General features: G+C 46.4%; 26 protein-coding genes. 11 read left to right on the forward strand and 15 right to left on the reverse strand.

The window, feature by feature from the left end:
• Positions 1–21 precede the first annotated feature (21 nt).
• A complete protein-coding gene (gene hemG / locus QUB44_RS17680) occupies positions 22–1,473 on the forward strand; it encodes a protoporphyrinogen oxidase (protein ID WP_333369636.1) in 1,452 nt (483 codons plus the stop codon).
• A gap of 123 nt (positions 1,474–1,596) precedes the next feature.
• On the opposite strand, the gene QUB44_RS17685 is transcribed toward hemG, so the two are convergent.
• The 5 genes from QUB44_RS17685 to QUB44_RS17705 all read right to left on the reverse strand — a co-directional run bounded on the left by QUB44_RS17685 (position 1,597) and on the right by QUB44_RS17705 (position 7,011).
• Entirely contained in the window at positions 1,597–2,289 is a 693-nt protein-coding gene (locus QUB44_RS17685; protein WP_333369637.1) for a response regulator transcription factor, read from the reverse strand.
• 105 nt (positions 2,290–2,394) lie between these two features.
• Complete coding sequence (locus QUB44_RS17690) at positions 2,395–4,665, reverse strand: hypothetical protein (RefSeq protein ID WP_333369638.1); 2,271 nt, start codon at positions 4,663–4,665, stop codon at positions 2,395–2,397.
• A gap of 572 nt (positions 4,666–5,237) precedes the next feature.
• A complete protein-coding gene (psb34, locus tag QUB44_RS17695; RefSeq protein ID WP_106333461.1) occupies positions 5,238–5,405 on the reverse strand; it encodes a photosystem II assembly protein Psb34 in 168 nt (55 codons plus the stop codon).
• A 69-nt stretch (positions 5,406–5,474) separates the two neighbouring features.
• Positions 5,475–6,518 carry a thiazole synthase gene (locus tag QUB44_RS17700; RefSeq protein ID WP_333369639.1) on the reverse strand — a complete coding sequence of 348 codons (1,044 nt, stop codon included), beginning with the start codon at positions 6,516–6,518 and terminating at the stop codon, positions 5,475–5,477.
• Positions 6,493–7,011, reverse strand: coding sequence for a CdiA C-terminal domain-containing protein (locus tag QUB44_RS17705; RefSeq protein WP_333369640.1), 519 nt, complete (start codon positions 7,009–7,011; stop codon positions 6,493–6,495). The genes QUB44_RS17700 and QUB44_RS17705 overlap by 26 nt, the downstream gene beginning before the upstream one ends.
• A gap of 45 nt (positions 7,012–7,056) precedes the next feature.
• Between QUB44_RS17705 and QUB44_RS17710 the strand changes: the two genes are divergently transcribed.
• Entirely contained in the window at positions 7,057–7,758 is a 702-nt protein-coding gene (locus QUB44_RS17710; RefSeq protein ID WP_333369641.1) for a Crp/Fnr family transcriptional regulator, read from the forward strand.
• A gap of 170 nt (positions 7,759–7,928) precedes the next feature.
• Here QUB44_RS17710 and QUB44_RS17715 read toward each other — a convergent pair whose 3' ends face one another.
• From QUB44_RS17715 to QUB44_RS17730, 4 genes are all read right to left on the reverse strand, one after another.
• Positions 7,929–8,264: a cupin domain-containing protein gene (locus QUB44_RS17715; RefSeq protein WP_333161892.1), complete on the reverse strand. Its 336-nt coding sequence runs from the start codon at positions 8,262–8,264 to the stop codon at positions 7,929–7,931.
• A gap of 92 nt (positions 8,265–8,356) precedes the next feature.
• Positions 8,357–9,136, reverse strand: coding sequence for a class I SAM-dependent methyltransferase (locus tag QUB44_RS17720; RefSeq protein WP_333369642.1), 780 nt, complete (start codon positions 9,134–9,136; stop codon positions 8,357–8,359).
• A 264-nt stretch (positions 9,137–9,400) separates the two neighbouring features.
• Positions 9,401–10,978 carry a Na+/H+ antiporter gene (locus QUB44_RS17725; RefSeq protein ID WP_333369643.1) on the reverse strand — a complete coding sequence of 526 codons (1,578 nt, stop codon included), beginning with the start codon at positions 10,976–10,978 and terminating at the stop codon, positions 9,401–9,403.
• A gap of 19 nt (positions 10,979–10,997) precedes the next feature.
• Positions 10,998–11,933, reverse strand: a complete 936-nt coding sequence (locus tag QUB44_RS17730; protein ID WP_333369644.1) for a DUF389 domain-containing protein — start codon at positions 11,931–11,933, stop codon at positions 10,998–11,000.
• 509 nt (positions 11,934–12,442) lie between these two features.
• On the opposite strand from QUB44_RS17730, the gene QUB44_RS17735 reads away from it, so the two are divergent.
• The 4 genes from QUB44_RS17735 (at position 12,443) to QUB44_RS17750 (ending at position 13,776) form a co-directional block, all read left to right on the forward strand.
• Positions 12,443–12,853: an MAPEG family protein gene (locus tag QUB44_RS17735; RefSeq protein WP_333369645.1), complete on the forward strand. Its 411-nt coding sequence runs from the start codon at positions 12,443–12,445 to the stop codon at positions 12,851–12,853.
• Positions 12,854–13,040: 187 nt separating this feature from the next.
• The gene (locus QUB44_RS17740) at positions 13,041–13,223 is read left to right on the forward strand and encodes a hypothetical protein (RefSeq protein ID WP_333369646.1); all 183 of its coding nucleotides are present in this window, start codon (positions 13,041–13,043) and stop codon (positions 13,221–13,223) included.
• Positions 13,192–13,554 (forward strand): hypothetical protein, encoded by a 363-nt coding sequence (locus tag QUB44_RS17745; protein ID WP_333369647.1) that lies wholly within the window; start codon positions 13,192–13,194, stop codon positions 13,552–13,554. Before QUB44_RS17740 ends, QUB44_RS17745 begins: the two co-directional genes overlap by 32 nt.
• A gap of 36 nt (positions 13,555–13,590) precedes the next feature.
• Positions 13,591–13,776: a hypothetical protein gene (locus QUB44_RS17750; protein WP_333369648.1), complete on the forward strand. Its 186-nt coding sequence runs from the start codon at positions 13,591–13,593 to the stop codon at positions 13,774–13,776.
• A 156-nt stretch (positions 13,777–13,932) separates the two neighbouring features.
• Here the strand turns inward: QUB44_RS17750 and murD are convergent, their stop codons facing one another.
• On the reverse strand, positions 13,933–15,279 hold the full coding sequence (murD, locus tag QUB44_RS17755) for a UDP-N-acetylmuramoyl-L-alanine--D-glutamate ligase (RefSeq protein ID WP_333369649.1): 1,347 nt from the start codon (positions 15,277–15,279) through the stop codon (positions 13,933–13,935).
• A gap of 200 nt (positions 15,280–15,479) precedes the next feature.
• Positions 15,480–17,645, reverse strand: a complete 2,166-nt coding sequence (glyS, locus tag QUB44_RS17760) for a glycine--tRNA ligase subunit beta (protein ID WP_333369650.1) — start codon at positions 17,643–17,645, stop codon at positions 15,480–15,482.
• A 137-nt stretch (positions 17,646–17,782) separates the two neighbouring features.
• Here glyS and QUB44_RS17765 point away from each other — a divergent pair, with 137 nt between their 5' ends.
• Entirely contained in the window at positions 17,783–18,964 is a 1,182-nt protein-coding gene (locus tag QUB44_RS17765; protein WP_333369651.1) for a HetZ-related protein 2, read from the forward strand.
• Between the two features lie 142 nt (positions 18,965–19,106).
• Here QUB44_RS17765 and QUB44_RS17770 read toward each other — a convergent pair whose 3' ends face one another.
• Positions 19,107–19,259: a hypothetical protein gene (locus QUB44_RS17770; protein WP_333165096.1), complete on the reverse strand. Its 153-nt coding sequence runs from the start codon at positions 19,257–19,259 to the stop codon at positions 19,107–19,109.
• A gap of 309 nt (positions 19,260–19,568) precedes the next feature.
• On the opposite strand from QUB44_RS17770, the gene QUB44_RS17775 reads away from it, so the two are divergent.
• A complete protein-coding gene (locus QUB44_RS17775; RefSeq protein WP_333369652.1) occupies positions 19,569–20,636 on the forward strand; it encodes an ATPase, T2SS/T4P/T4SS family in 1,068 nt (355 codons plus the stop codon).
• A gap of 282 nt (positions 20,637–20,918) precedes the next feature.
• Here the strand turns inward: QUB44_RS17775 and QUB44_RS17780 are convergent, their stop codons facing one another.
• The 3 genes from QUB44_RS17780 to trpB all read right to left on the reverse strand — a co-directional run bounded on the left by QUB44_RS17780 (position 20,919) and on the right by trpB (position 23,547).
• Positions 20,919–21,551: a ribonuclease D gene (locus tag QUB44_RS17780; protein WP_333369659.1), complete on the reverse strand. Its 633-nt coding sequence runs from the start codon at positions 21,549–21,551 to the stop codon at positions 20,919–20,921.
• A gap of 181 nt (positions 21,552–21,732) precedes the next feature.
• Complete coding sequence (locus tag QUB44_RS17785; RefSeq protein ID WP_333369653.1) at positions 21,733–22,239, reverse strand: CAP domain-containing protein; 507 nt, start codon at positions 22,237–22,239, stop codon at positions 21,733–21,735.
• 69 nt (positions 22,240–22,308) lie between these two features.
• Positions 22,309–23,547, reverse strand: a complete 1,239-nt coding sequence (gene trpB, locus QUB44_RS17790; RefSeq protein WP_333369654.1) for a tryptophan synthase subunit beta — start codon at positions 23,545–23,547, stop codon at positions 22,309–22,311.
• A gap of 256 nt (positions 23,548–23,803) precedes the next feature.
• On the opposite strand from trpB, the gene QUB44_RS17795 reads away from it, so the two are divergent.
• The 3 genes from QUB44_RS17795 to recR all read left to right on the forward strand — a co-directional run bounded on the left by QUB44_RS17795 (position 23,804) and on the right by recR (position 26,055).
• Entirely contained in the window at positions 23,804–24,364 is a 561-nt protein-coding gene (locus QUB44_RS17795; protein WP_333369655.1) for a peptidoglycan-binding domain-containing protein, read from the forward strand.
• Between the two features lie 576 nt (positions 24,365–24,940).
• Complete coding sequence (locus QUB44_RS17800) at positions 24,941–25,309, forward strand: translation initiation factor (RefSeq protein WP_333369660.1); 369 nt, start codon at positions 24,941–24,943, stop codon at positions 25,307–25,309.
• A 152-nt stretch (positions 25,310–25,461) separates the two neighbouring features.
• The gene (gene recR / locus QUB44_RS17805; RefSeq protein ID WP_190744271.1) at positions 25,462–26,055 is read left to right on the forward strand and encodes a recombination mediator RecR; all 594 of its coding nucleotides are present in this window, start codon (positions 25,462–25,464) and stop codon (positions 26,053–26,055) included.
• The last annotated feature ends 21 nt before the right edge of the window (positions 26,056–26,076 follow it).

Genomic DNA, 26,076 nt, shown 5'->3' on the forward strand with positions numbered 1-26,076 from the left:
TGCGATATTTTTCTATGTAATATGGAACTATTAGATACCTTGATTGTGGGTGCGGGTATTAGCGGTTTGAGTTTGGCGCACGCACTTCAAAAGGAAGCAACGAGTGCATCCTCGCTGAAGATTTTAGTCACTGAGAGTCAGGGACGTGTGGGCGGGAACATCACCACTGTGACAGCCGAAGGGTTTCTCTGGGAGGAGGGCCCGAACAGTTTTTCGCCGACGCCAGAATTGATGAAGTTGGCTGTGGATGTGGGATTGAAGCAAGAGTTGATTTTTGCCGATCGCAAATTGCCTCGTTATGTTTATTGGCAAAAAAAGCTGCAACCGGTGCCGATGACTCCACCGGCGATGATTCAGTCTCAGTTGCTGAGTTTTCCGGGGAAACTGCGGGCGTTGTTCGGGGCTTTGGGCTTTGTCGGGCCGGCAATGGGCGCTGGACTTTCGCAGCAGCGTGACGAGGAAACTGTTTCTCAATTTTTCCGCCGTCATCTGGGGACGGAAGTGATGCAGCGGTTGGTGGAACCTTTTGTTTCTGGAGTTTATGCCGGCGATCCGCAACAACTTAGCGCGGCGGCGGCTTTTGGGCGGGTAGCAAAGATGGCTGATGTGGGTGGCGGGCTGGTGGCGGGGGCGCTGCTTTCTGCTAAAAACAGACCGAAGAAAATCCCTGCAGACCCGAATGTTCCTAAGACTAGGCCGGGGGAGTTGGGTTCGTTCAAACAGGGGTTGAAGGCTTTGCCAGAGGCGATCGCTGCTAAATTGGGCGATCGAGTGAAACTCAACTGGCATCTGACTCGCCTCGATCGTACAGAACGCGAAACTTACATTGCTGTATTCTCGACGCCCGACGGACAACAGGAAGTTGAGGCGCGCACCGTGGTTTTGACAACGCCGGCTTATGTTACAGCCGATTTGTTGCAGTCTCTGCAACCAGAAGTTAGCAGCGCTTTACAAGCTTTTACTTATCCTACGGTTGCCTGCGTTGTCTTAGCATATCCGCAGTCTGATGTCAAGGGTAAATTAGTAGGTTTTGGAAATTTAATTCCGAGGGGGCAGGGAATTCGCACTCTGGGGACGATTTGGACATCAAGTTTATTTGCCGATCGCGCGCCTGCAGGGTGGCAAACTCTCAGCAGTTACATCGGCGGGGCTACTGATTCGGAAATTGGCAATCTCGACTCAGAAGAAATCGTTCGGGAGGTGCACCGAGATTTGTCTCGGATTTTGCTGAAACCAGATGTGCCACAGCCCAAAGTTTTAGCAGTGAATGTGTGGAAGCGGGCGATTCCTCAATACAATTTGGGGCATTTTGATCGCCTGCAACAAATCGATGAGGGCTTAAAATCTTTGCCTGGGCTGTATTTGTGCAGCAACTACGTTGGCGGAGTGGCTTTGGGAGATTGCGTGCGAAGGGGTTTTGATCGTGCACGAGAAGTGGGCAAGTATTTGCAGAACAAACAATCAGATAGTTGATCGATCTGAATGATTGTGTGGGGAGGGCGGGTTTACACATATCGAGTATGTTAATCAGAGATATTGGTGAACCCGCACCTACAGCCTTCTGCCTTCATATCCGCTGCCCAATGCCGAATGTTACTAGGTTGTGGGCTCAAACTTGTAACCCACCCCCCTGACGGTTTGAATCATCGAAATTTGAGTGGCATCTGGTTCAATTTTGCGGCGAATTTGACCTATATGGACATCCACCACGCGATCGGCTCCTACATACTCGTAGTCCCACACTTCATGCAGCAATTCCGATCGCCTCCACACGCGCCCCGGTTTGCTGGCCAAACAGTACAGCAGGTCGAATTCTAAAGCAGTCAAAGCAACTATCTGACGGCCGAGAATTACCTCGCGGCGAACCGGATCTATTAGTAGCTCTCCAAAAGTAAGACTTTGTTGTTCCGCGGGAGTAACAATGCGTTTGCGCTTCAAAATTGCTGCAACGCGAGCTCCAATCTCTACAAGACTAAAAGGTTTAGTAATGTAGTCGTCAGCACCTTCGGCAAACCCTTTCATTTTGTCAGCTTCATCGGTTCGGGCAGTCAGCATCAACACAAACACGCCCGTGCGTCTTTGCATTTCTTGACACAGTTTGTAACCAGTTGTATCAGGTAAATTTACATCTAGAACTACTAAGTCAGGATTGAGTTGCTCAAATAATTCCAGACCAGTCTGACCGTCCTCGCCAGACTCAACTTGATAACCTTGCTGGCTCAAAAAACGGTGAATTAAATTTCGGATTGCCGGGTCGTCATCAACCACAAGGATTTTTACAGGGGCCATGACCACAAGTTTGCTTGAAGAATTAGGCAAGAATATTCAGCCATAATAATAGAAAACTGGATACAAATCTCGAAAACATTGAGCTTTTAATAGTTATAGCTCTATTTATAACCTACGCAAAATTTCAGGCAATAAATCTCCAGGAACTTTGGATAAGGCTAAATTTTGGCCTGGCAGCCCACATTCACTATAGAAAGCTCTAATCGTTTTGACAATATAGCTCAATGCTGTTTGCCGAGAATCAGCAGCTTGGGAGTTTGCCGCGGCTTGCAAGTTGAGTTTATCCCCATATGTTAACCCTTTGTCATTGAGATGTTGTCCCCATTCGGCACACACTTGCAACTGGTGGTGCAGTGCTGCTTCTAGATGGCTTGTCTGTGCGACTTTGTTAGCGGCGAAATTTGGGTCGGTGGCTAGTTGATAGTGGGCTAGTCCGAGATTGTTGCGGGCGGCCAAGGTGTCAAAAGTGAGTTGGGTTTGATAGATCTCTCCGGCGATATCCAGGGCGGCTTCGTAGGCGGTAATCGCCTGCTGCAATGATTCCATCCGCGCCTGTTTCTGCTGAAACTGGTTCGCCAAATGCCAATAAGCGGTACCGAGATTATTGTAAGTGGCGGCTGCTGCTGCGGGTACTAATTCTCTGGTGCGGTATTTCAATGCTTCGCGGTAGGCGGAAATCGCCCTGACTAGCAGGGATTCTGAGGGTTCGTGCTGGGCGAGGTTCCAGCAGGCGGTACCGAGGTTGTTTTGCACTCCGGCATAGTTGAGGGGTTCTCGTTCGGGACTGTAACAGGAGAGGGCTTGGGTGTAAGCTGCGATCGCGCTTTTGAGATATACGATCGGCTCACCATCTTGGGCTAAATTCCAGTATGCTGTCGCCAAATTATTCTGAGCAGCAGCGTACTGCTGAGGCTCCACGGCGGGGTCTAGATCCAGCAGCGCTTGTTGGTAAGCTGCAACTGCGTGTTGCAAGTTCTCTGTCTTGTCTCGATAGCGGGCTAAATCGGCCGAGGCGATTCCCAAATTTTTGTTTAATCTAACGCGGGTTTGGGGTACGGTTTCAGCATCTGTTCGGTTCAAACCTTCAAGGTAGAGGGCGATGCTGCGTTCAAGGCTGGATACCGGATCTGAGGCGTTATGCTGCGTGCGATCGCGCGATAGCATCCAGTAGAGAGTACCGAGATCGTTGAGCAAATCGGAAATTGGCGGTAGGCTGTGGGACTCCTGGGCGTACTGAGTTAAATTTTCTGTCAATTGGGCAATCAGCCGCGCGCATTCCTCAGTTAGTGGTTGATTTTGCTGCGAGTTGGTGTCAACGTCGAGATACGCAATCACTTGTTCGATCGCGCGAATGGCGATTGTCAGGTTTTGCTCTGAAACGTCTCCGCCCAGAATGCGATCGCGGTAGTAATTTCCCAAACCGTGATAAGCCAAAGCCAATGCTTCGGAACAACACTGATGTTCTTGCAGCAGTTCGATGTATTGCAGGGTTTGCAGTGGCAGAAAATTCTCCTCTGATGCGGGATTATTTTCCGCTTCCAAATCCTCAGAAGCCGCTGCTAGCACCAAATCTGCCAGTTGGACGGATTTAGAATCAGGCGCTGGGGACGGAGAATGGGAAATTGGAGATTGTTCGTCATCTGTCAATTGGACGGATTTAGAATCAGGCGCTGGGGACGGGGGATAGGAAATAGGGAATTGTTCATCGGGAATTGGGGATTGTCCAGACCAAGAAGATATTAAAAGTTGGTTGCCAAAGTCTCCGCTGTCCCGCAAGTTTCGCAAGTCTCCTGAGTTTCCGAAGTCCTCAAAGTGCCGGAAGTCTTCCTTAGCTGGAGTTGGTTCGCCTTCAAACTCAAATACTCCGGTTCGCCAGTGCCAAAATTCTGGGGCCGATTGCTCGATCGAGCTTAGCCAGGGCCGCGACACCCACAGCAACAGAGTAGACTCGCACATTTGCAGGTTTGCTTCGATGTCTCTCAAATAGCTCAGGAACGACCACTGCACGGCTGCTGACTGCCTGGTCAGGTGTTCTGCCCCAAGAATTTGAAATCCCGGCAAAGGGCTGTAGCTGCCCCTGTTTTGTGGCGGTGGGTGGTGGGTCAGCCATGCGGCGATCGAACCCCAAGGATTTGGATCGCTCAAGTCGAGTTCCAAACTGACAAATCGGGGGTAGTTGATCGGGGAGCGAGGATCTGAGCCTGCGCTCTCTGCGGCTAATTCTGTCTGCAAGCGGGCTGCCAGACAGTCCCGCAAGCACAAGTCGTCGCAGGCGGCAATAAAAATTTGACGGCGTAAATTGAGGTCGATCGCCTGTTTCAAGCGTTGGTAGATCAGCTTGTTCGAGCTAGAAACTTTTTGGGAAGGAATAGACATCAGGATCAGCCGATTTTAGATTTTAGATTTTAGGTTTTAGGTTTTAGATTTTTGGATTGTAGATTGTAGAGTTGAGAGTTGAGAGTTGAAATCTCGATCGCTCATAACTCACAACTAAGCCCCGAAGGCAGTCAATCGATTTTAGATTTTAGATTTTAGATTTTAGATTGAAGCCTTGACCCCACGGATAAATTTGGGGGCTCCTTTATCGGATACAGGTTTTTTATTTCTGGACGGATGAATCCGGGGGCTTGTATCCTGGATGCTTGATTGTCAATCGCACCGATGATGACTAAAGGATTGTAGATTTTCAATTGGCAATTTTATGTGGGTGGCGAACCAGTGTGATTAAGTGCAACCCAAGTCCCTGAACCCGACAGCCAAGAGGAAAACACCAAATTTATGCTTGTCTTATTTAGCTTTCCAGCTCGCTTGGCACGCTTCAGGATTGTCGCAACTACCTGCTTTTATTGAAACACAAAAACCATGTTTCCTTGGGAAAGGAAAACATGGTTTCTCGAAGGATTATTTAAAATTGCGATTTGAAGCAGCTTTGAGTCTCAGGCCAGTTTTCAGACGGAGGCAGCCACGTACACCAAACCGGCGACTAACATGGCTGCTGCAATACCCATGATGATGTAGTTGCGTTGCTGATTTTTGTTGGGAGGTACGGCTTCATACACCTTCGGCTCTTTAGCAAAGTTGTTCAGGCGTCCATCGTCATCTTTGATGTAAGGCATCAGTCACAATCCTTAATATTTTTGATGTTTACAACTCTACCAAAAAAGCGCCCAGGAAAATTCAGGAATTTATTTGGACGTGACAGTGCCTGTTTGGGGAGAAGAGGCGATCGCGTAATCTTTGATCGGCATTCTGCCTGCTAAGTACGCCATCCGCCCCGCTTCTGCTGCCATGGACATTGCTTTTGCCATTGCCGGGGAATTTTGGGCATTGGCGATCGCGGAATTAATCAACAGTGCATCGGCTCCCATTTCCATTGCTCGGGCTGCTTCGCTGGGCGTTCCGATCCCCGCATCCACTACCACCGGAACATTTACGGTGTCAATAATTATTTGAATGTTGGCCGCATTATTGATCCCTTGCCCGGAACCGATGGGCGAACCTAAAGGCATGACTGTCGCACAACCGACTTCTTCGAGGCGTTTTGCCAGCAAGGGATCGGCATTGATGTAGGGCAAAACGGCAAAACCTTCTTTAACTAATTGTTCTGCAGCTTCCAAAGTGCCGATCGGATCTGGCAGCAAATATTTAGCATCAGGAATCACTTCTAATTTGACAAAATTATTGTCTTCTTGCCCTAAAAGTTTCGCCATTTCCCGACCTAAACGAGCTACTCTAATTGCCTCATCCGCAGTTTGACAACCGGCAGTATTTGGCAGCATCCAAATTTTAGTCCAATCGAGAGCCTCTGCTAATCCTTCATGCCCCGGAGCATTTGTTTGCACTCGCCGCACAGCTACAGTCACAATTTCGCACCTGCTAGCGTTGACACTTTGCTGCATTTCTGCAATGCTGCGATATTTTCCCGTCCCCGTCATCAAGCGAGAATGAAAAGTTTTACCGGCAATAACCAGAGGTTGATCGGAGATAGTTAGGGGTGGCGCTATGTGCCCGTGTTTTGGGTCTCCAAAAATAGCATATTCTAGCCCCTTTTCCCATTCTTCTCTGCCTCCGAGCATATTTTCTAGCAGCCAACCTTCTTTATTGGTTAGTTCGTCCCGAGTTACTGCGTAGAGGATCTCTCCAACAATAATCAATCTTGCATCCCGCGGCATATTATTTTTTATACCGTTATTTACGATTTCTTCAAATTCTTGAAAAACGCTGCCCATTTTCCCATTCCTCTCTAGTAATTTTTAGAACAGATTGGTTGTTGAAAACCAAAATGATAGTTTGCATGAGATGCTTAACATCCCAATATATGGCTTGCCTGATGCCTTCGTCTATCTCTCGAATGTCGTAAACTTCTATATTTACGTGAAAAATGACTGCATTTGCACTTTGATTTTTGGCTTTTCCAAACCCTTCTTGTACTCTATTTTTTAAATTACTCGACTCTTTTGTTAATTCCTTAAATTCGCAAATTTGACCGTCAATCTCAGCATCTGGGGTTTTCGTTCCAGACGGTGCTTGCTCGCTCAAAAGTCTAACTCTCTTTCCCATTTTAGCCAAAACTTCAGCGACAAAACTTTCGGAATTATTAAGATTATGGTCTTGGTGGACGAGCACAAATCCGCCCGCTATCTCATCAAAATAATATCGCCGATATTCTGGCTGGGCATTTTCGTAGATGGCTCTGCTTGTCTCGATATATTCTGAATTCACCTTTATTATACTCTCAATAGACTCCGATCTGGTAGACTTAAATGTATGAAAGCAACTGTTGAGCAACTGGCAGAAATTGGGATATTTGCCAGCTTAAACCAAACTGAATTAGAGCGATTGCAAGAACATACAGCAATTCGGAGTTACCGACAGGGAGAAGTTGTGATGTATGAGGGCGATCGCATCCCCGAAAAATTATACACTCTTTTGAGCGGTTCTCTGCGGGTTGCAAAAAACGCGGCGGCAGGCAAAGAAACAATTCTCCGCACTTTATTTCAGGGAGATATTTTTGCCGCACCTGCTTTGCTAGGCAACGGCATTGCCCCCGCAACGGTGACTGCAGAAACTGAGGTGCAAGTTCTTACCACAGAACGGGAAGTTTTGCTAGCAGCAATTCGGGAAAATCCTGAGATTGCTTTGCGAATATTGGCGGTGTTTAATCAGCGGTTGCAGCAACTGCACGAGACAGTGCACGGTTTGGTATCGGAAAGGGCGATCGTGCGGCTGGCCCGATTTATTCATTACTTTGGTGTCGAGCAAGGTACGAATATTGCGGATAATAGTGTATGTTTAGAAAAACGTTTTCCCTACTATCAAATTGCTCGCAGTATTGGAATTACTTACGAAGAATGCGTGCGGTTGTTTAAGAAAATCAAGCCGTTTGTGTCCTACAGTCGAGGCGGTAAAATTGTTGTATTGGATTGGAAAAAATTAGATAAGCTCGCATCGGGAGATGAAATAGACTAAATGTTAACATCCCCATTCTTGTAAGGGCGGGTTTCACAAAGAATATTTGACTGCAACTCACTATCTATATAAAACCGCCCCAAAATCTGTGAATCGGGGCGGGTTTATGAGATTATTGATTTTAGGCAATTAGGGTTGGTAAAACCTGCGCCTACAGAATAATGAGGGCATTAATGAGGCTCAGAAAGTGTCAAGATAAATGCCAAATTTGACTCGGCTTTCAAAGCGTGGAGAGCGCGGGCGGGCAGAAAAACAAACACCCCCGGTTCCAAGACAATATCTTTGCCTTCCAATGTCAAAATTCCCTTTCCTTCGATTACATTAACTGTAGCATTGCGCGGCGAAAAGTGTTCTGCAACTTCGCTACCCGCAGCCAGACAAAGTAAATTGTACTGACAATTATTGTCTTTGATTAAAACTTTGCTCGACACTCCGGCGGCGGGATATTCAATTGCGTCTCGGAGTTGGATTGCTGAAGATTGTAGCGGTAAAAGAGTAGTAGTCATAGTTTTTGACAATTAATTAATTTGGTCACAAGTCTCGAATTTATCAGTGGCTTCACTTTCTTCAATCGAAAATCGACAATCGATTGACTCGGTTAAGAGGGTTTTTTGGCAGAGATAACGATGTAGCCTAGATCCTGTTGGTAATGCTGGAAAACTCGACGCATTGCTAAGATACGATCGCGAATTTGCGATCGGCTTAAAATATTCCACACAATCCGCACAGTACCCAAAAACCCTTCATCTTGCAGCATTCGCGACAAGTTGAGGAGCCCCATCGCCCCGGTTTGACACTTTTCTACTTGCAAACCCGCGTTTTGGCAAACAGCAATCCAGCCCGACTCAGACAAAGGCGTTGAATTGACGCGAATCACTTCTGATAAAGCTTTGTGAATTTCTGATTCTCGGTTTCTAGCTAAAAGTTCGTGAGAGAGAAACTTGCCGCCTGGTTTTAAACGATCGCCAATTCCCGATACAATTTTAGCTTTCCCTGACGGCGACTGCATTGTCAGGATAGCTTCAGCCAAAACCCAATCAAACTGTTGGGAAATCCGATCCAAGTGAAAAATATCTCCTTCCACAATTTCCACTCGATCGCTCAAACCTGCTGCTGCAACATTAGCACGAGCGCGGGCCACACTCTCTGGATTTTTCTCAACTCCCACTACTTTTACGCCAAAACGTTCAACAAGGGCGATCGAACTATATCCAAAACTAGCAGCCAACTCCAAAACAGTCTCCCCAGGCTGAAAATCCGCCCATTCAAATAACTGTTCCGTAGCAAGTTTTCCCCCTGGCCTCAGCATTTTCTTGCCTGCCGCCGCGAGCACTTCATGTCCGGGTGCAGTCTTAAAATTGAGAGCAGTATTGGTCATTGAATTGACCTCCTATGTAACCTTACTCTCAGTTTGCCAAATTCTGCCCAATCTTTCTATGATCTAGCTCATATTCAAATTATCGTAGGCTGACGAACCCTACAATATCTGGAATTATATCATGTCCGCCCCTCAACAATTCGGACTGTTTTTGATTACCCACACGGAATCTAACAAGGAACGAAAAATTTGAGAGTTTTATGACTTACGCCAAATTTCCATATCAGCGGGACAATCACGGGGATTATCCCTACAAACGCCCTATTAAGAAATAATTGTCTCATTACGCTCTTTAAAACATTGCTGCAACACAGAAATAGGCAGCTCATTCAATTGACCCGATCGCACAAATTCAGCATAAGTATCAGCCTCTATTGCCTGCAAATCCCCTTCGAGTTTGTCGATAGTCATCTGCCGCAGTTCAGGAGATTGATCGTACATTTGGTTGATTTCTGCTTGCAGCAAGTTTAATTTTTCTTGAAGCTGACTCACGAGATGATTGGAAAACTCAGGCTCGATTTTACGATCGCCCGATACTTCAGATAGATGCTTGAGAACCCGATTGAGAGCAACACGTTGGGCGATCGCCTCCTGATACTGCTGGCGCAACTCCTGGTTGCTCAACAACCCCAATTTTTCCAGCAGCGCCTTGGTGGTTAAACCTTGTACTAGCAGCGTAAATAAAACTACGCCAAACACGATCCCAATAATTTTTTGCCGTTCGGGAAAAACCTCCGGCACACTCAAAGCTAACGCAATCGATACAGAACCCCGCAATCCTCCCCACCAAATCACAGTTCTATCGGCTAATGAAATTTCAGATTTTGCCAACCTATTGCTCAACCATCCTAAACCAAAAATAGCGATCGCTCGTGTCACAAACATCGCCGCCACAGTTATGCCAATCACTCCTAAATTCGCTTGCAAACCAGCAAAACTAATCCGATCGCCAATCAGCAGGAACATGATCGAATTTACAAAAAACGCCACAAAATCCCAAAATTGTGTTACCGCCAGTCTGGTACTGGGCTGCATACCGATACGAGAGCCGAAATTGCCAAATATCAAGCCCATCACCACCACACCAATTACCCCAGAACCGCCTAAATCCTCCACAATTATATAAGTGCCGTAGGCGGAAACTAAGGTTAACGATTGCTCCACCAAAGGTAAATCAAACCGTTGGGTGAGATAGGAGATACCAAAACCGATCGCACTCCCGACAGTAATCCCAATTCCCACAAAAGCTAAGAAACGCCCCACCAGAAATGGGATGCCAACTTCATCCGTCCCCAAAGAAAATCCCACCAAAAAACTAAAGGCAACAACAGCAATGCCATCATTAAATAAACTCTCACCCTCCACCAGCAAAGCTAGGCGTTTTTCAACTCCCAATTCCCGGAACAATGCAATGACTGAAACAGGATCGGTAGCAGATATACTAGCTCCTACCAACAGGGCGATTGCTAAAGAAACTCCAGCTATTTGGTTGAGAGCAAAAGCCACGCCAGCAACGGAAATCACAACACCCAAAACCGCATAAAGAGCGATCGGCACTAAATTCCGCTTGAGTTTAGACCATTCTAGATTCCAAGCAGCTTCAAACAAAAGAGGCGGCAAAAAAATCAACAGAATCAGTTCGGGGGAGAGCGACACCAATCGCACATCTATAAAAGCCAAACCCAACCCGACAATTACTAAAAGCAGCGTGTAGGGAATTTGGCGCAACCAGCCCCATATTTGAGGCAGCACCGCCACACTTAAGGAAACTAATAGCACTAAGAGGAATTGCTTCAGATTGCCCTCGATCGTCGCTTCGTTAATTAGAGTTTCTGGGGTCATATAATTAGGAATCAAATAGTTAAGGCTTCGGTTTCGAGCGGGACTTATTCAGTGTCGATCGCCGCACTTCTTCAACTTGACTGACTTGAAAAATTAGGGTGAATGGTTGACCCATTTCTTTTTCGACAAATGCTTCTAAAAGCTGTACTTGTTTGGGTGTCAAAGCTTCGCTGCTGCGAACAATCAGACGAACCTCCGGCGGTTTTGTCAACCAGTTAGTATCAGTTTTAATCAGTTCCACCCGTTGAAAAGTGATAGTTCGGTTAAGCAACGCCCGCTTCAGACTGGCTTCTAGTTGCGCTTGCTCGATCAATTCCGCAAAACTCACCCCCAGAGGAATCACAAGTATAGTCGTCAATCCTAGCGCCCACAATAGGGCTTTACCGGCGCGATGCAGGGGCGTGTAGCCGGCCATTAAAGAGGTTAGCATACAGGAGAGAGTAATCCCCAGCAAATTAGTAAGATACAGGAGGCTTGCTCCCAAACTGAGCGACCAATTAGCTTGAGATAAGCCTAAACCTATAACACAAATTGGCGGCATGAGAGCCACGGCGATCGCAGTTCCCGCCAGAGTAGCAGAAACTTTGGGCTGAACTTTCGCATAGCCGCTGATTCCCCCAGCGGCGATCGCAATTCCTAAGTCTAGTAATGTAGGTTTAGAACGGGCTAGAACTTCGCTCCCAAAGTCGGGAAGTTGTACCAAAGCTCCCAAAAAACAAGCTAGAAAAATTGCTAGCACCGTCCCGACTGCTAATGCAATTAAACCTTTGCGGAAGAGGAGAACGTTACCTTCTACCGCTCCAAATGCTAACCCTCGGATTGGCAACATTAGAGGCGCAATGATCATTGCACCGATAATGACTGCCGCACTGTTGGCAAGCAGTCCAAAGGTGGCGATTATACAGGAGCCGAGAATTAACACAAGATAGTTAATATCTAGGGTTGATTCTTCCAACAAGTCAACTCGTATTTGCTTTAAATGCTCTCGAGGAATCCTGCTCCTGGTGAAATATTTAAGACGGTCTCGAATATTGTTGAGCAAAGTAATCTCCTTAAGTCGGTGCATTATATCCCTATTCAGGTGCGATCAGTCGATTTTAGATTTTAGATTTTAGATTTACTCTACCAATTTTAGATTTACTCTACCAATTTTAGATTTTAGATTCTCGATTTTAGATTTACTCCACAGATGAATCGAGGAGGTTGAACTAGGCTCTAAAATTTTGGGTGGCTCACCACAAGAGTCGGAGACTTGTATCCCTGTGCAGGTGCAGGCAAAACAATCAAAATCCCAGCCAGCAAGTTTTCGAGGATGTCCCAGAACTATAAAGCAATTGCCGCGCCAGTAATACCCAGCAGTTGCATCAAATCCCCTGCCTTGAATGACGGGATGGCGATGAATAACGCGATCGGAAATAATTGATTTATAATCAAGATATATACTCCACCCAATAATACCGAATCATGCTCGCAGAAGCAAACGCGACACTTTGGCCTAGTCTAATTACTGTTTCAGCATTAATTCTCTACTTCGTTGTTACCATCAACGTCGGCAGAGCTAGATTCAAATATAAAGTTTCTCCCCCGCAGATGACAGGAAACCCAGACTTTGAACGAGTGTTGCGAGTTCAGCAAAATACTTTAGAGCAAATGATTCTATTTTTGCCCTCGCTGTGGCTGTTCTCGCAATTTATCAGCCCAATTTGGGGCGCCGCTATCGGCGCAGTTTGGATAATTGGACGCATTTTGTTTGCTTGGGGTTACTATCAAGCTGCCGAAAAAAGAGCGGCAGGATTTGGGATTAGTACCTTAGCTACTTTAGCTTTGCTTGGTGGGTCTTTAACTGGCATAATTATGTCGCTGCTGAAGGTGTAAGCGTAAATTCCGATCGACATAATTGTTTCTCTACTCGTTTCCACGTTATGCCTGGTAACGCATATCCGGATGCTCTGCCTCCAATTTCCCTGCTGAAAAAACGAGGCATATCCTCTCGACAGCGGTTCCCTGGCAGAGCCAGGGAACCAGTTAAATCCAAGTCTTTCAATCACCTTCAGGAGTAAATATGTCAGAAACCAACAAACCCGTATTTGAAATTAACCCGAAACTTTTTCAGCAGCTTGTCGAGTGGCAAGAAAAACTTGAACGAGAAGATGAATTAGCAAGCGAGTCAGAAGACGAGAAACCAACTGAGGTAAAAACTCCTCCCGACAGTGATGAACAGCATTCTCAAACAGATAATTTCTAGCTGGTGGCTAGCAGCATCTTTGGGATTTCCGGCGACAGTCTCGGCTCAATCGCTGACACCCACCCAAATTCAGCAAGTCAATAGCGGTTTGTTTCGTTCTAACTCTCAAGATTTCTTTGAGCAAGGAAATCGCCAACTGGAAAGAGAAATCGCAATTTTGTTGCGAAAAAATGTCGCTTCCGAAGACCGGATTCTGGAGATTGATGAAAAATTGCTCTCTCAGATTTGCAGCAAAAAAATTAAAATATCGTCGTCGCCTTCTGATACAATAAGTGCTGCTCAGATTGCTAATTTTCAGAGCCAATTAAAAGACATTTGCAGACACAATTAAAATAAAAGTGAGGTCAATATTCAAAGTTTAGTGCTAATGGATAAAGAGGCAATGGCAAAGTTGAAAACAGCCATGCTGGAAGCGGAAACCGCTGCTCATTTGGCGGCAATCATTATTGATTATACTCATGAGGAAATAATGATAGTTTTTAAGGAGCTAGAATGGGAAGATCAGGCTAGAATTAAAGATATTTGGAAGACAGTATGGACGGGGGGTTTATGAAGATTATGGTTAGCCAATTAAAGATGTTGGTGAACCCGCCTCTTGTATCTTGAAAGCGGTAGATTGTGATTGACAGTTGGGTGGGGGCGGGTTTACGAGATTATTGGTTTTAGACATAAATTGTTGGTGAACCCGCCCCTAGGCGATTGCTGTCCGTTAAATCAGGGATTCGAGGCATAATTGGCGGAAATGATCGCCCCGTTGCTCGAAGTTTTGGTATTGATCGAAGCTAGCGCAGGCTGGGGAAAGCAGCACTACTTTAGCGTTGTTCTGTTTGCCTAATTCTGCTGCTCGCGGGATGGCTCTTTCCATTGTTTCGACTATTTCCCAAGCGTTGTAATTTGCTTGTTCGAGCCGATCGGCAAAAATACCTGCCGCATCCCCAATTAGCAACACCCCAGCAGCTTTCGCCTTGATTGTATCAATCCACGCGCGATCGTCCCCTTCTTTCGCGTCACCGCCCGCAATTAAAATCGCCGGTGCGCTCACAGAAGCCAACCCGACTTGGGCGGCGTCATAATTAGTAGCTTTGCTGTCGTTGATGAAATCTATGCCTTCCCAAGTGCAGATGTGTTCGAGGCGGTGCGAAACTCCGGGGAATTTAGCGATCGCCCGGGCGATCGCACTTTTATCTATCCCCGCCAAATTAGCCGCCGCCACCGCCATTAACAAATTCTGCAAATTGTGTTCTCCCACCATCCGCAAAGAATCAGCAGGCAGAATTTTCTCGCTTTGAGCTATTACCCAACCATCTTGAATATAGGCTCCAAAATCTGTATTTCCCAACAAATCTTTTTCACCTTTAACACTCGTCCAGCACGCATCCTGCCAAACGTCAACTCCTTGTTGCCGCAAACAAGGATCGTCGCCGTTGATTACTTGCAATTCAGACTTTTTCAGCAAATGCGCTTTAATGTTGTAGTAATTTTCTAAAGTTTTGTGGCGGCTGAGGTGATCGGGCGTCAAAGTCGTCAAAACTCCGATGCGCGGCGCTACAAACGGCGAGGATTCTATCTGATAGCTGCTGATTTCTGCGATCACCCAATCCGGCTGTTTTTCAGCTAAAGCTAATTCACACGCAGCATAGCCAATATTGCCACAAGCGGGAGCATAAAGCCCGGCCTCTGCAAAAATCGCAGCAATTAAAGCAGTAGTAGTAGTTTTGCCGTTAGTGCCGGTAATTCCCACCCAAGGAGATTTGAGGTAACGCCACGCGAGAGCCATTTCTCCGATTGTTTCAATGCCTAACTCTCTGGCGCGCACTAATGCTGGACTGTCCCAGGGAACGCCGGGACTTACTACTATTAATTCTATAGATTCGACTGGTTCAAAAGATTGACCTAACTCCACATGAATGCCTTCGTTAGCGAATTCCTGTTGTTGTTCGAGCAAGTTTGGGGAAGATGAGCGATCGCTCAGCGTTACTTCCCATCCTTCGCGTTTTAGCAGTCTGGCGGCGGCAATTCCTGATTTTCCTAGTCCAATGATATGAGCTATCGGCATAAGTTGTGTGTGTGATGGAGCGAATTTTCTCGGTTTTTTCCTCTTATATGTTACGGTTTTTTGGGGATGGTTTAACCGCAGAGGGCGCAGAGGGCACAGAGGAGGAGAAGAGAGAAGATAGAAATGAATAATTCTGATACCAATGGATTTGATATTACATCAAAACCTTTGGCGGCAATCTAAAATCCAAAATCTAAAATCTAAAATCGATTGACGATCGCCCCAAAGTCAGCCAACACCCGCGCGTGATTCCGCAACAACCCCAGTAAATTCAACCGATTTTGCTTAATTTCCGGGTCAGAATCCATCACCAAAACGCTTTCTGGCCCGTCGAAAAAGTTGCTGACAGTTGGAGCAATTTCCGTCAAACTATCTACTAACTGCTGGTAATTCCGAGTTTGTTTGGATAACAGGGTTTGCGGCACTAACTGCACTACTGCATCGTAAAAAGCTTGTTCAGACGACTTTTGAAATAACTCTGGTTTCACCGCCGCTTTCGGTTCCAATTGTATTTTATCCAAATCACCTTGAGCAGCCAAACGAGTTGAACGGTTGACTGTTTCGTAAATTAGATCCAAAGTCTGGTTATTGCGGATTTGTTGTAGGAAAAGCGCTCTTTCCAGTGCGTCCAACAAATCTCTCAATGCTCGTTCAGTATATTCGGGGTCGTTTTCTCCCAAAACTGCATTTACCAAATCATAATCTACATTTTTTTCTTCTTGCAACAAAGTCCGAATTCTTTGCAGGAAAAACTCGTATAACTGATCCAGTAATTCCGCCGATGTTTGCGGGCGCGCTGCGGTAAATTCTGCCACAACTTCTGCGAGCAACTTGTGCAAGTTGACTGGCAACTGAGCCGCCCAAATAATGTTAGTTATTGCATTGGCTGCGCGACGCAAAGCGAAGGGATCGGATGAACCAGTCGGCAACATTCCCAAGCCGAAGATGCTGACTAATGTATCTAATTTGTCGGCTATTGCGACAACTTGACCTGTCAGAGTTTGCGGCAAATTGTCGCCCGCGCCTTTGGGCAAATAATGTTCAAAAATTGCTGTGGCTACTTCTTCCGATTCGCCACTTGCTAAGGCGTATTTCTGCCCCATGATTCCTTGCATTTCGGGCAGTTCGTAAACCATTTGAGTTACGAGGTCGGCTTTGCAAAGTAAGGCTGCTCTTGCTATGTAAGCTTGTTCTTCGCCTGTGATTTGCAGTTGATTGGTGATGAGGCTGGCAATCTTGCACAGACGATCGACCTTTGCGCGCACTGTCCCCAAATCTTCCTGGAAAGTCACTTTTTCCAACTTGGGCAAATAATCTTCTAGAGGCTTTACCAAGTCTGCTTTGTAGAAAAACTGACCGTCTGCCAATCTCGCCCGCACTACTCGCTCGTTACCTGCGGCAATAATCGCGGCTTTAGCGGGATCTCCGTTGGAAATTGTAATAAAATAGGGCAGAAGTTCAGGATAACCGGGGTTTTTGAGAATCGGAAAATACCGCTGGTTTGTAACAATAATTGTGGTGATTACTTCCGGCGGCAATATCAAAAATTCCTCGTCAAATTTGCCGACAACTGCGTTCGGCCATTCTACTAAGTCGGTGACTTCTTCTAACAAATCTTCGGTAATGTCGGCGTAACCGCCTTGTTTTGTTGCTGCTGCTTCTACTTGTGCTTTAATTTGATTTTTGCGCTGGGTTCGATCGACCTCCACGCAAGCAGCCCGCAGACACTCGACATAATCCTCGGCTTTGGGAATCGAGACCCCTCCCAGGGGTGTAGGTGGGGTGTATAAGACCCGGTGTCCTTGGGAAATTCGATCGCTCTTGACCGTATCCGAACCGCTCACTAATGTAATTGGCAGTACAGTATCATCCAACAGTGCCACTAGCGATCGAATCGGGCGCGGAAACTTCAAATCTCCGTCAGCCCACCGCATAAATCTTTTGCCTTCTAACTTATTAATCCACTGCGGCACAAGTTCTGTCAAAATATCCGCTGTCATCCGCCCCGGAATCTTTTTGAGCACAAATACAAAATCGCCTTTATCGGTAGCGCGAACTTCCAAAGCATCAATTTCTACGCCCTGCTTTTTCGCAAAACCTTCCGCTGCTTTCGTCGGTTTTCCATCTTTAAAAGCCGAACTTGCGGGTGGCCCTTTTACCTCTTCTTCTCTATCTAATTGCTGAACTGGCAGTCCTTTCACGAGAACGGCCAAACGCCTCGGAGTAGCGTATACATTAATAGAGTCATTTGTCAAGGATTCTTCTGCCAGCGTTGCAGGCACAAGTCGCTGCCACTGCTGGACGCTGCTGGAGACAAAGGAGGCGGGCAATTCTTCTGTACCGAGTTCTAATAAAAAGTTAGCCATATAACAGTGTTAGGTGTTTTTGTCAATAGGCAATTAATCTGCCCGTTTAATCATTACAAAAGTTACCGCTAGCGATAACCCAAATACAGAATTATTTTACCGACGCGCAAGTCATATTAGATCCAAAAAAGAATCAAATGATCAGCATACCACGTAAAATCGGGGGTGAAAGACAAATAGCTCAACAGCTCATGACCTTGGCGGAAAGACTGGCACAAGATTGGAAGTCACGACTTGAACAAGATTGCCCGGAGGAGAGTTCTAGCACTCGCGAGAGTGTTGTCCGCTGGCTGTTGGGAGACAGGCCAGAAAGATTTGACACTCTTGCTCCGGCTCAGCTAACCGTCGCCTCCGGCGCGATCGACTTTTTATATCGAATTTTGATTTCTCGGTATCTGGGAGTACCACCAGAAAAAGCTTACCGCAACTTGATCGGGCGGCTCGGCGGTTTGGTGGTGCTCCGGCAAAAAATCCAAGCGTGGGTTTCCCTGAGTCGCGACAGACAGCGGAGTGCGGTGGAGGTACTACAAGAAGTGATTCAGGAAATGCTCAATTCCGATCGCTACCTGCAGCAGCAAGTCGCCTGGATTGCCGAATGCACCTCAGACAGACGCCTGCGAAATGCTTTGCTGCTAGCGAGCACAGAAGAATACTGCTTACGGCCGATTCGCAACCAGCCGCTGTTGGTGTACCGTTTTGTCAACTACCTGCGGCGTTCCCAGCGGGGCGGGTTGACCCAAGTGCCTGCGGGAGACTGGGTGCGGCTGGTGTCGGAACAGGTTCTACCCGACGATACAGACGAACCGCTTAGTCTGCTAGACGAACAGGCGATGTCGGAGTATCGAGAAAATCAAGCTTGGGAAGAGCAGCAAACTCAGCGGCAGATTGTCCAACAAGAATTTGAGAATTACTTGGCTGCTGAAGTCGATCCCTTGGCTTCCCGGTGGCTGCAGCTTTACCTGCAAGGTCGTTCCCAAGAGGCAATTGCCGAGGATTTGAAGGTTCCAATCAAGCAAATTTACCGCTTGCGAGAAAAAGTCAGTTACCACGCGATTCGGGTTTTTGCGGTCAAACAAGCACCGGAATTAGTCGCCAACTGGCTGGAAACTTCGCTCAAAGAACACAGTTTGGGCTTGACTCCGGCTCAGTGGCAGCAATATTTACAAGACCTCACGCCGGTGCAGCGGCAGTTGGTAGAATCGCTGAAAGCAGGGAAAAGTGTAGAGACGATCGCATCTGAATTAAAGCTGAAAACCAATCAAGTCATCGGCGAGTGGAGCAAACTCTATTTAGCAGCTCAATCGCTCCGCAACGAGTAGATTGGTAATGGGTGGCGGGCAATTGCTAATTGTTAATTGGCGGTAGCATTTTTCAGAATCCGCGCTACAAATCAATTCCCGAACAGCCACAGAGTTCTGCGAGTTTCCCCGTGGAAAACCGCGCGATGCCCCTTGTATCAATTCAGGTTAGATCGATCGGGATGTTGTAGCGCTGCCGTGACGCTCGCGCTTTGAGACGCTCATAGTCAACTCTCTGAGTTAAGATACTACCAGCACGATCGACTTTTGAGGATTTTTTAACCAATCCTAAATTCAGCGGTTGCCCGTAAATCATCGGTTGTGGTGCATCTCTAATACTTGTGCATTAAAGACATAATTCTATTGTTGCCAGCCACGGGCATCAATATCGGGCGATCGATGATAGTGGGTCTAGACTGCGCTAGTCATCATCTAGTTCTCAATCTTTTGGTAGAATTTAAGGCTGCAATACAGAAGGGAGAAAATTCTGGGACTAAGGATTTTTCTTTAATAAAAGCTTCCGGTTGTTAGGCCAATTCCTCCGTCAGGGAAGTTGCAGCGTTTAATTTTATCGCATCAGGTTGGTGCGTCGCGCTCGATCGCGCTTCCAACTACAAAGCAGCTAATGGTACATACATCTTCAACAGACTCGGCAGCTACAATGGACTCCGATCGAATCTTTCACCTAATCGACACTGTTGTCCCCTTTGAAGCTTGCCTTTACTATCAAGTTTTGCCTTTATCTCTAGAAGGTAATCTGTTTAAATTGGGCGTAGTCGATGCCCAAGATGACTCCGCCTTGGACTACGTGCAGCGGATTTTAGCTTACATGAATTGCTCAGTCACAACAGAGCAAATTGCCTCGGAAACTCAGCGCTCGATGCTCTCAGCTTACTTGCTGCACGGGAACCAGCTTCGAGAACCCAGCCAGACAACCGCCGAAGCAGCCCCAACACCCAAAAATCCCGCACCAGCAACTCCAGGCCCCAATGCAGCAACGCTGCTGTCTGTGCCAGAACCCTCGATGCCAGCTCCTGAGCGGTTTAAACCTGCTGGCGCTGAGGTTCCCCCGACACCGACACAACTATCGGTTTTGAATGTCGAGGCCTTGCACTTGTCAAGCCAAGTGGAAGTTTTGGCAACTTTGCCCGCGCCCCAACTGCTGCAAGAATTGCTCGGTAGAGTGCTGCGAGAGGGTATCGGCCGCCTGTTTTTTGAGCGGCACCAGTCCCAAGGCCGCATTCTCTGGAGTCAAGATGGTGTTTTGAAATCGATGCTCGAGGGTATCGATATCGTCCTTTTCCAAGAGGTCATCGACGAGTTGAAGCTGCTGACAGGTATGCCTGTTTGCTCCGTGGAACACCCCAAACAAGTCGAAGTTGAACGCATATATCAAAACACTCATTTGCTGTTGCGCTTGCGGGTAATGACGGTGGGTGGCAAGGAAGAAGCGACCCTGCAAGTTTTGCGGGGGGCAGCTTTGAGGTTTTACCAGCAGCAGCAGTTGTCTACTTTGAGTCGGGACGCACTGCGGTTGGCAGAAGAATTGCAGCGAAAAGTGAATCAAATTCGCGATCAAACTCGGCTTTCTCCTATGCCTTTAGAGGGGTTGCCCGCTTTGGAACAGGTGGTTAGAAATGTGGACGACCAAATTGAAGCTTTGCTGCACGGACAAAATCCCGATCAGCCTTAATGAGCTATAGATCACTGTTTTGAATTTTTTTTAACTCACATCAAGTCCGGTCAAATAATAATAATTACGTTTGTAGTGAGGACTAAAGTCAAGCGAGTTTTATGATAACTCAAGTCTTCATTACAAACCCATTTGATTGCAAGTGTGCGAGGTGACAGCATATTATACCAGTTCCCCAAAAGAATGGAACTTTATGCCCGTACTCTAAACCCTGGTAGTCATCAGTCATTCCCAATCTAAAATCTAAAATCTAAAATCTAAAATCTAAAATCTAAAATGGTATTAGCCGTGTTCAAAAACATCCTTGTACTGCAATAAATCCAAACTCACAAAAACGGGCAAACACTGAAAACATTGCTGTGCAATTTCCCAGCGTTCTTCTCGCTGCAACATAGCAGTCAACTTTTGTTTAGCGCTCAGCAAATAGCGGACATCGTTAGCAGCGTAGCTGAGTTGCTCGTCTGAAAGATGCTCAAAATTTCCCCAGTCAGAACTTTGAGAAGTTTTGTTGAGTTCTACTTTTTCCAATTCTTGGATTAAGTCTTTAAGTCCGTGTCTGTTAGTGTAAGTTCTCGCCAGTTTGCTCGCTATTTTTGTGCAGAAAACAGGTGCAACGTCAATACTTAAATTGTAACGCATTGTTGCCATATCGAAGCGCGCAAAGTGAAATACCTTCTCAATATTTTCAGCTTCCATTAGCTTTTTTAAATTCGGCGCCGCAGTCTGGCCTTTGGCAATCCGTACCGCCGCAACTTTACCTTGCGGATCGCACAACTGAACCAAACACAAGCGATCGCGCCACGGCAGCAAACCCATTGTTTCCGTATCAACGGCGATCGCCGGAGCAGTCAAATAATAAGATAAGAGAGAATCGGGAATATCACCATCACACACTTGAAAATCTGCAAATTCCATTATTAGTAATTGTTGACTGTTGACTGTTGACTGTTGACTGTTGACTGTTGACTGTTGACTACCTTCTTCCCTCTTCCCTCTTCCGACTTCCCTCGGACTGACATCCGTTACATCCGTTACATCCGTTACATCCGTTACATCTTGTACAGTGCTCGTTGCCGAACTGCCTTCTTCCTTCACTTTACCGGCTGCGAACAAAAAGCTGAGTAAAATAATACTCGCCTTTGGCATTTTTTGCAACCCCAATACCGGTCACATTAAACTGACCCTCCATATTCTTACGGTGGCCGTCACTTTTAATCCAACCCTCAACAGCATTGCGTACCGGGTCGTTGTAGCCAAAATTGTAAGCAAGATTTTCAGCTACACTTTTATAAGGAATCGTAATTGCTTTCGCCCGCCCATCAAATCCATCGTGGCTAAAACTTACTTTACCCTTAGCCATATCTTCGCTGTGAATTCTTGCTACCTGACTAATTCGCGGATCGATACTCAGCGGCGGCAACTTTTTAGATGCTCGGTATTGATTTATCTGTTGGTTAACCGCTTTTTCTAAGTCAGTAATAGCACTAGAAGCAACATTAGTATTCATGGGAGTTGGTGGCAGCGATCGCGTAGGGAGGAATGTGTCACACTTAGGCAGGATTGTCAACAATCCCAAGCAAATCGAAATCAAACCTTTGGACATGAAATCAAACGAGAAATAAAGTTAATTGTTACGAATTCCTACAGAGCGATCGCCCCACATTCCGCTAACCTAGATATTCAGAACCTTCGCTACAGTGTTCACGTCTTTGTCGCCACGTCCGGAACAGTTAAGCACAATGCGCGGATTGCCTGTTAGCTGAGGGCACAGAGTCTCTAAATAGGCGATCGCGTGAGCAGTTTCCAAAGCCGGAATAATCCCCTCCAACTGCGAAAGCCGCTGAAATGCTTCCAGCGCTTCTGCATCAGTTACGCTATAATATTCAGCTCTGCCCGCATCCTTCAAATAACTGTGTTCCGGCCCCACGCCCGGATAATCCAAACCCGCACTAATCGAATGTGGCTCAATCACTTGACCTTCATTATCTTGCAGCAAATAACTCATCGCCCCGTGCAGAACTCCCACACTTCCCTTAGTCAAAGTAGCAGCGTGTTTATCAGTTTCCACGCCTTCGCCCGCCGCTTCAATACCGATCAATCTGACAGTTTTTTCCCCGACAAACTCGTGGAAAAGACCCATTGCATTAGAACCGCCGCCGACGCAAGCTAATAAAATATCCGGCAAACCACCCCACTTTTCCTGACACTGAGCGCGCGTTTCTTCACCAATTACCGCATGGAAATCGCGTACCATCATCGGGTAAGGATGGGGGCCGGCTACGGAACCAAGAATGTAATGAGTTGTCTCCACGTTTGTCACCCAATCGCGAATCGCTTCCGAAGTCGCATCTTTCAGCGTTCCCGTACCCGCCGCCACCGGCCGTACTTCGGCACCCATCAACCGCATTCTAAACACATTTAAAGCCTGTCTTTCCATGTCATGGACGCCCATGTAGACAACGCATTCTATACCGAAACGAGCGCAAACTGTGGCGGTAGCAACGCCGTGTTGACCGGCACCAGTTTCAGCAATTACCCGCTTTTTGCCCATGCGTTTTGCCAGCAATGCTTGAGCTAAAGCGTTGTTGATTTTGTGAGCACCGGTGTGGTTTAAATCTTCGCGTTTGAGGTAAATTTGCGGGCCAGTTCCGTCTGCTTTAGCGTAGTGCTCCGTGAGGCGTTCGGCGAAATACAAAGGGCTGGGGCGGCCGACATAATCTTTGAGTAATTGTTGGAGTTGCTGTTGAAATTCCGGTTCGCTGCGGTATTTGTGGAAAGCGGCTTCTAGTTCAAATAAAGCCGGCATCAGGGTTTCGGGGACGTATTTGCCGCCGAATTTGCCGAATCTGCCGAGGGAGTCGGGGCGTTGGGCGCTGGTTTCGGTGGTGAGATGCAGGGGGGTGACTGTCACGAACTTTGTGGGGATAATGGGACAGATTTTATTATATCTAGTCTATGGGGCTGTGGGCGATCGGGTGTGCAAATCGCTGAAAGGTCGATTCGGTCGTTTTCGATCATCTCCAAAATGGAGTATTTGAAGAAAATTTATGCTTTATACGTGTTTATACGGAATGGGTATATTCAGCAGTGAATATATTCAGTAGTGAAGGTAAGTGCATGTTTATCTCAAACATGAAATACAACATACAACTAAGCAAGGACAAATCATGAACTCTATTTCTCTTCTGCTTCAACAAGGCTCACGAGGCCCCGAAGTCACCAAGCTACAAGAAGGTTTGAAAAATTTAAATTTTGATCCAGGTATCATTGATGGTATTTTTGGGCCAAAAACTAAGCAAGCTGTCATCAATTTCCAAAAGTCCCAACAACTGGTTCCCGACGGCATAGTCGGCGATAAAACTTGGGCTAAACTAAATGCAGCCAACAATCCACGTTTTAATTTTCAGGTAGTTAACGTACAAGAATTCATCTCTTCTGAAGGCATTACAGCGACTAATCCCAAAGCCGTAGCGGCACAATTGTTTAGGGGTTTGGAAGATGAAGAAGGAAGAAGTTATGAAGAGATTTCAATTACATATTCCAGAGAAGGAACATCTGTAATTTTATACACCCGAATAGGTCTAGCTGACGATTCAGCCCGTGCACTACGACACCGCGTTGAATTAAAACGCAACCAAAATAAATGGGCAATTATTTGGGTCGGACGGCAATTTCAGTGCCAACCAGGTCGAGGACATCAAGAGTGGTCTGGCATTATTTGCTCCTAATCGGGTTTTATTCCCTCGATATATAGAAACGCTTCAATCAGTGCCAACGTTTCTATGAAGGTATCGGGTTTATCCCCACTTACTGGTGAAACTAATTGATTAGAACCCCGACAACTTCTGCGAAGTCGGGGTTCTTTGCTTGCGCCCGATCGCACTTAACCAACTAAAATTAAATTCCCCACCCATCTCAAACCCGCGCTTCAACAGAATTATCCATCTCCCTCTTCTCTTCCTGGACGCCCTCAGCGGTTCACTCCTCCAGAAACAACCGTAAACGATATAATTCAATTGAAACCGGGGAATGTGCGATCGCCCTGATAGCCCGCCAGGGAATGAATTCCCTGTCGAGAGAGCTAAAGTCAGTTTTAACTGACTGCTAATATCAAGTACAATCTATGTACAACCAACAGCAAATCTCAGAGATTATATTCCCTGAAAACTTACCTAAATCAACCATTCTCAAACACATTCTACAGTCCTCTTCAGAAGACTTTAGCTATGAGGTAGGGAATGAATTCCCTGCCGGACGGCCGGGCCCATCCGCTACCAGGCATAACTCCCAAGTACCAAACTACTATGAGTACATCAAAACCAAAAAACTCCAATACAAATAACCAATCAGGAAAACGAATTGTTTACTCCGAATTTGGCAACATAGACAACTCCGCGGCCCTCCAACGAGGAATACAAGAAATCTCCCCCAATCAACAAAACCTCAAAATCGAAGCATCCCGAAAAGGACGCGGCGGCAAAACAGTTACAGTCATCAGAGGCTTTCAGGAAAAACCCGAAACATTAGCAACTTTAGCCAAGCAGCTAAAAGCCCAATGCGGTACTGGCGGCACAGTCAAAGATAATGAAATCGAAATTCAAGGCGAACACAAGCAAAAGCTGTTAGAAATTATCACAAAGTTAGGCTACAAAGCTAAAATTAGTGGAGGGTAAATTAGTCAATAGTCATCAGTGTATGGGCGGGACGGGTTTATGATATACTTAGTTTTAAACATAGATGGTTGGTAAAACCCGCCCCTACATCGCGCAAATTATATTGTCGCGAATCAACCAGAAATGATATTACCAATTACCGCCAATTTTTAATGTACACTCGACCTTTAGCTCGTTTAATCGAACAATTGCAGCGCTTGCCGGGAGTCGGTCCAAAAACAGCCCAGCGGCTCGCTTTACATATTTTGAAGCGACCGGAAGAAGAAGTGCAAGCCCTAGCTAAATCTTTGATTGATGCCAAACAGCAAGTAGGTTTCTGTCAAGTATGCTTTCATTTATCTGCTGACCCTGTTTGCGAAATTTGCCGCAATACCAACCGCGACAGCCATACCATTTGTGTAGTGTCAGAATCCCGCGATGTAATCGCTTTAGAAAAAACGCGGGAATATATGGGTAAATATCACGTTGTTGGTGGCGTTATCTCGCCGATGGATGGAATTGGCCCGGAACAATTGAACATTCAACCGTTAGTCCGGCGTGTCAGTCAGCAAAAGGTTAAGGAAGTAATTATTGCTATTAGTCCCAGCGTGGAAGGCGAAACTACTACTCTTTATATCGGTCACTTATTAAAACCTTTTACCCTAGTGACGCGCATAGCTTTTGGTTTGCCGATGGGGGGAGATTTGGAATATGCCGATGAAGTTACATTGGCTCGTGCTTTGGAAGGAAGGAGGGAGTTGGATTAGTTATAATTTGTCCCGCATCTA

The sequence above is a fragment of the Microcoleus sp. AT3-D2 genome (genome assembly GCF_036705715.1).
Lineage (GTDB): Bacteria > Cyanobacteriota > Cyanobacteriia > Cyanobacteriales > Microcoleaceae > Microcoleus.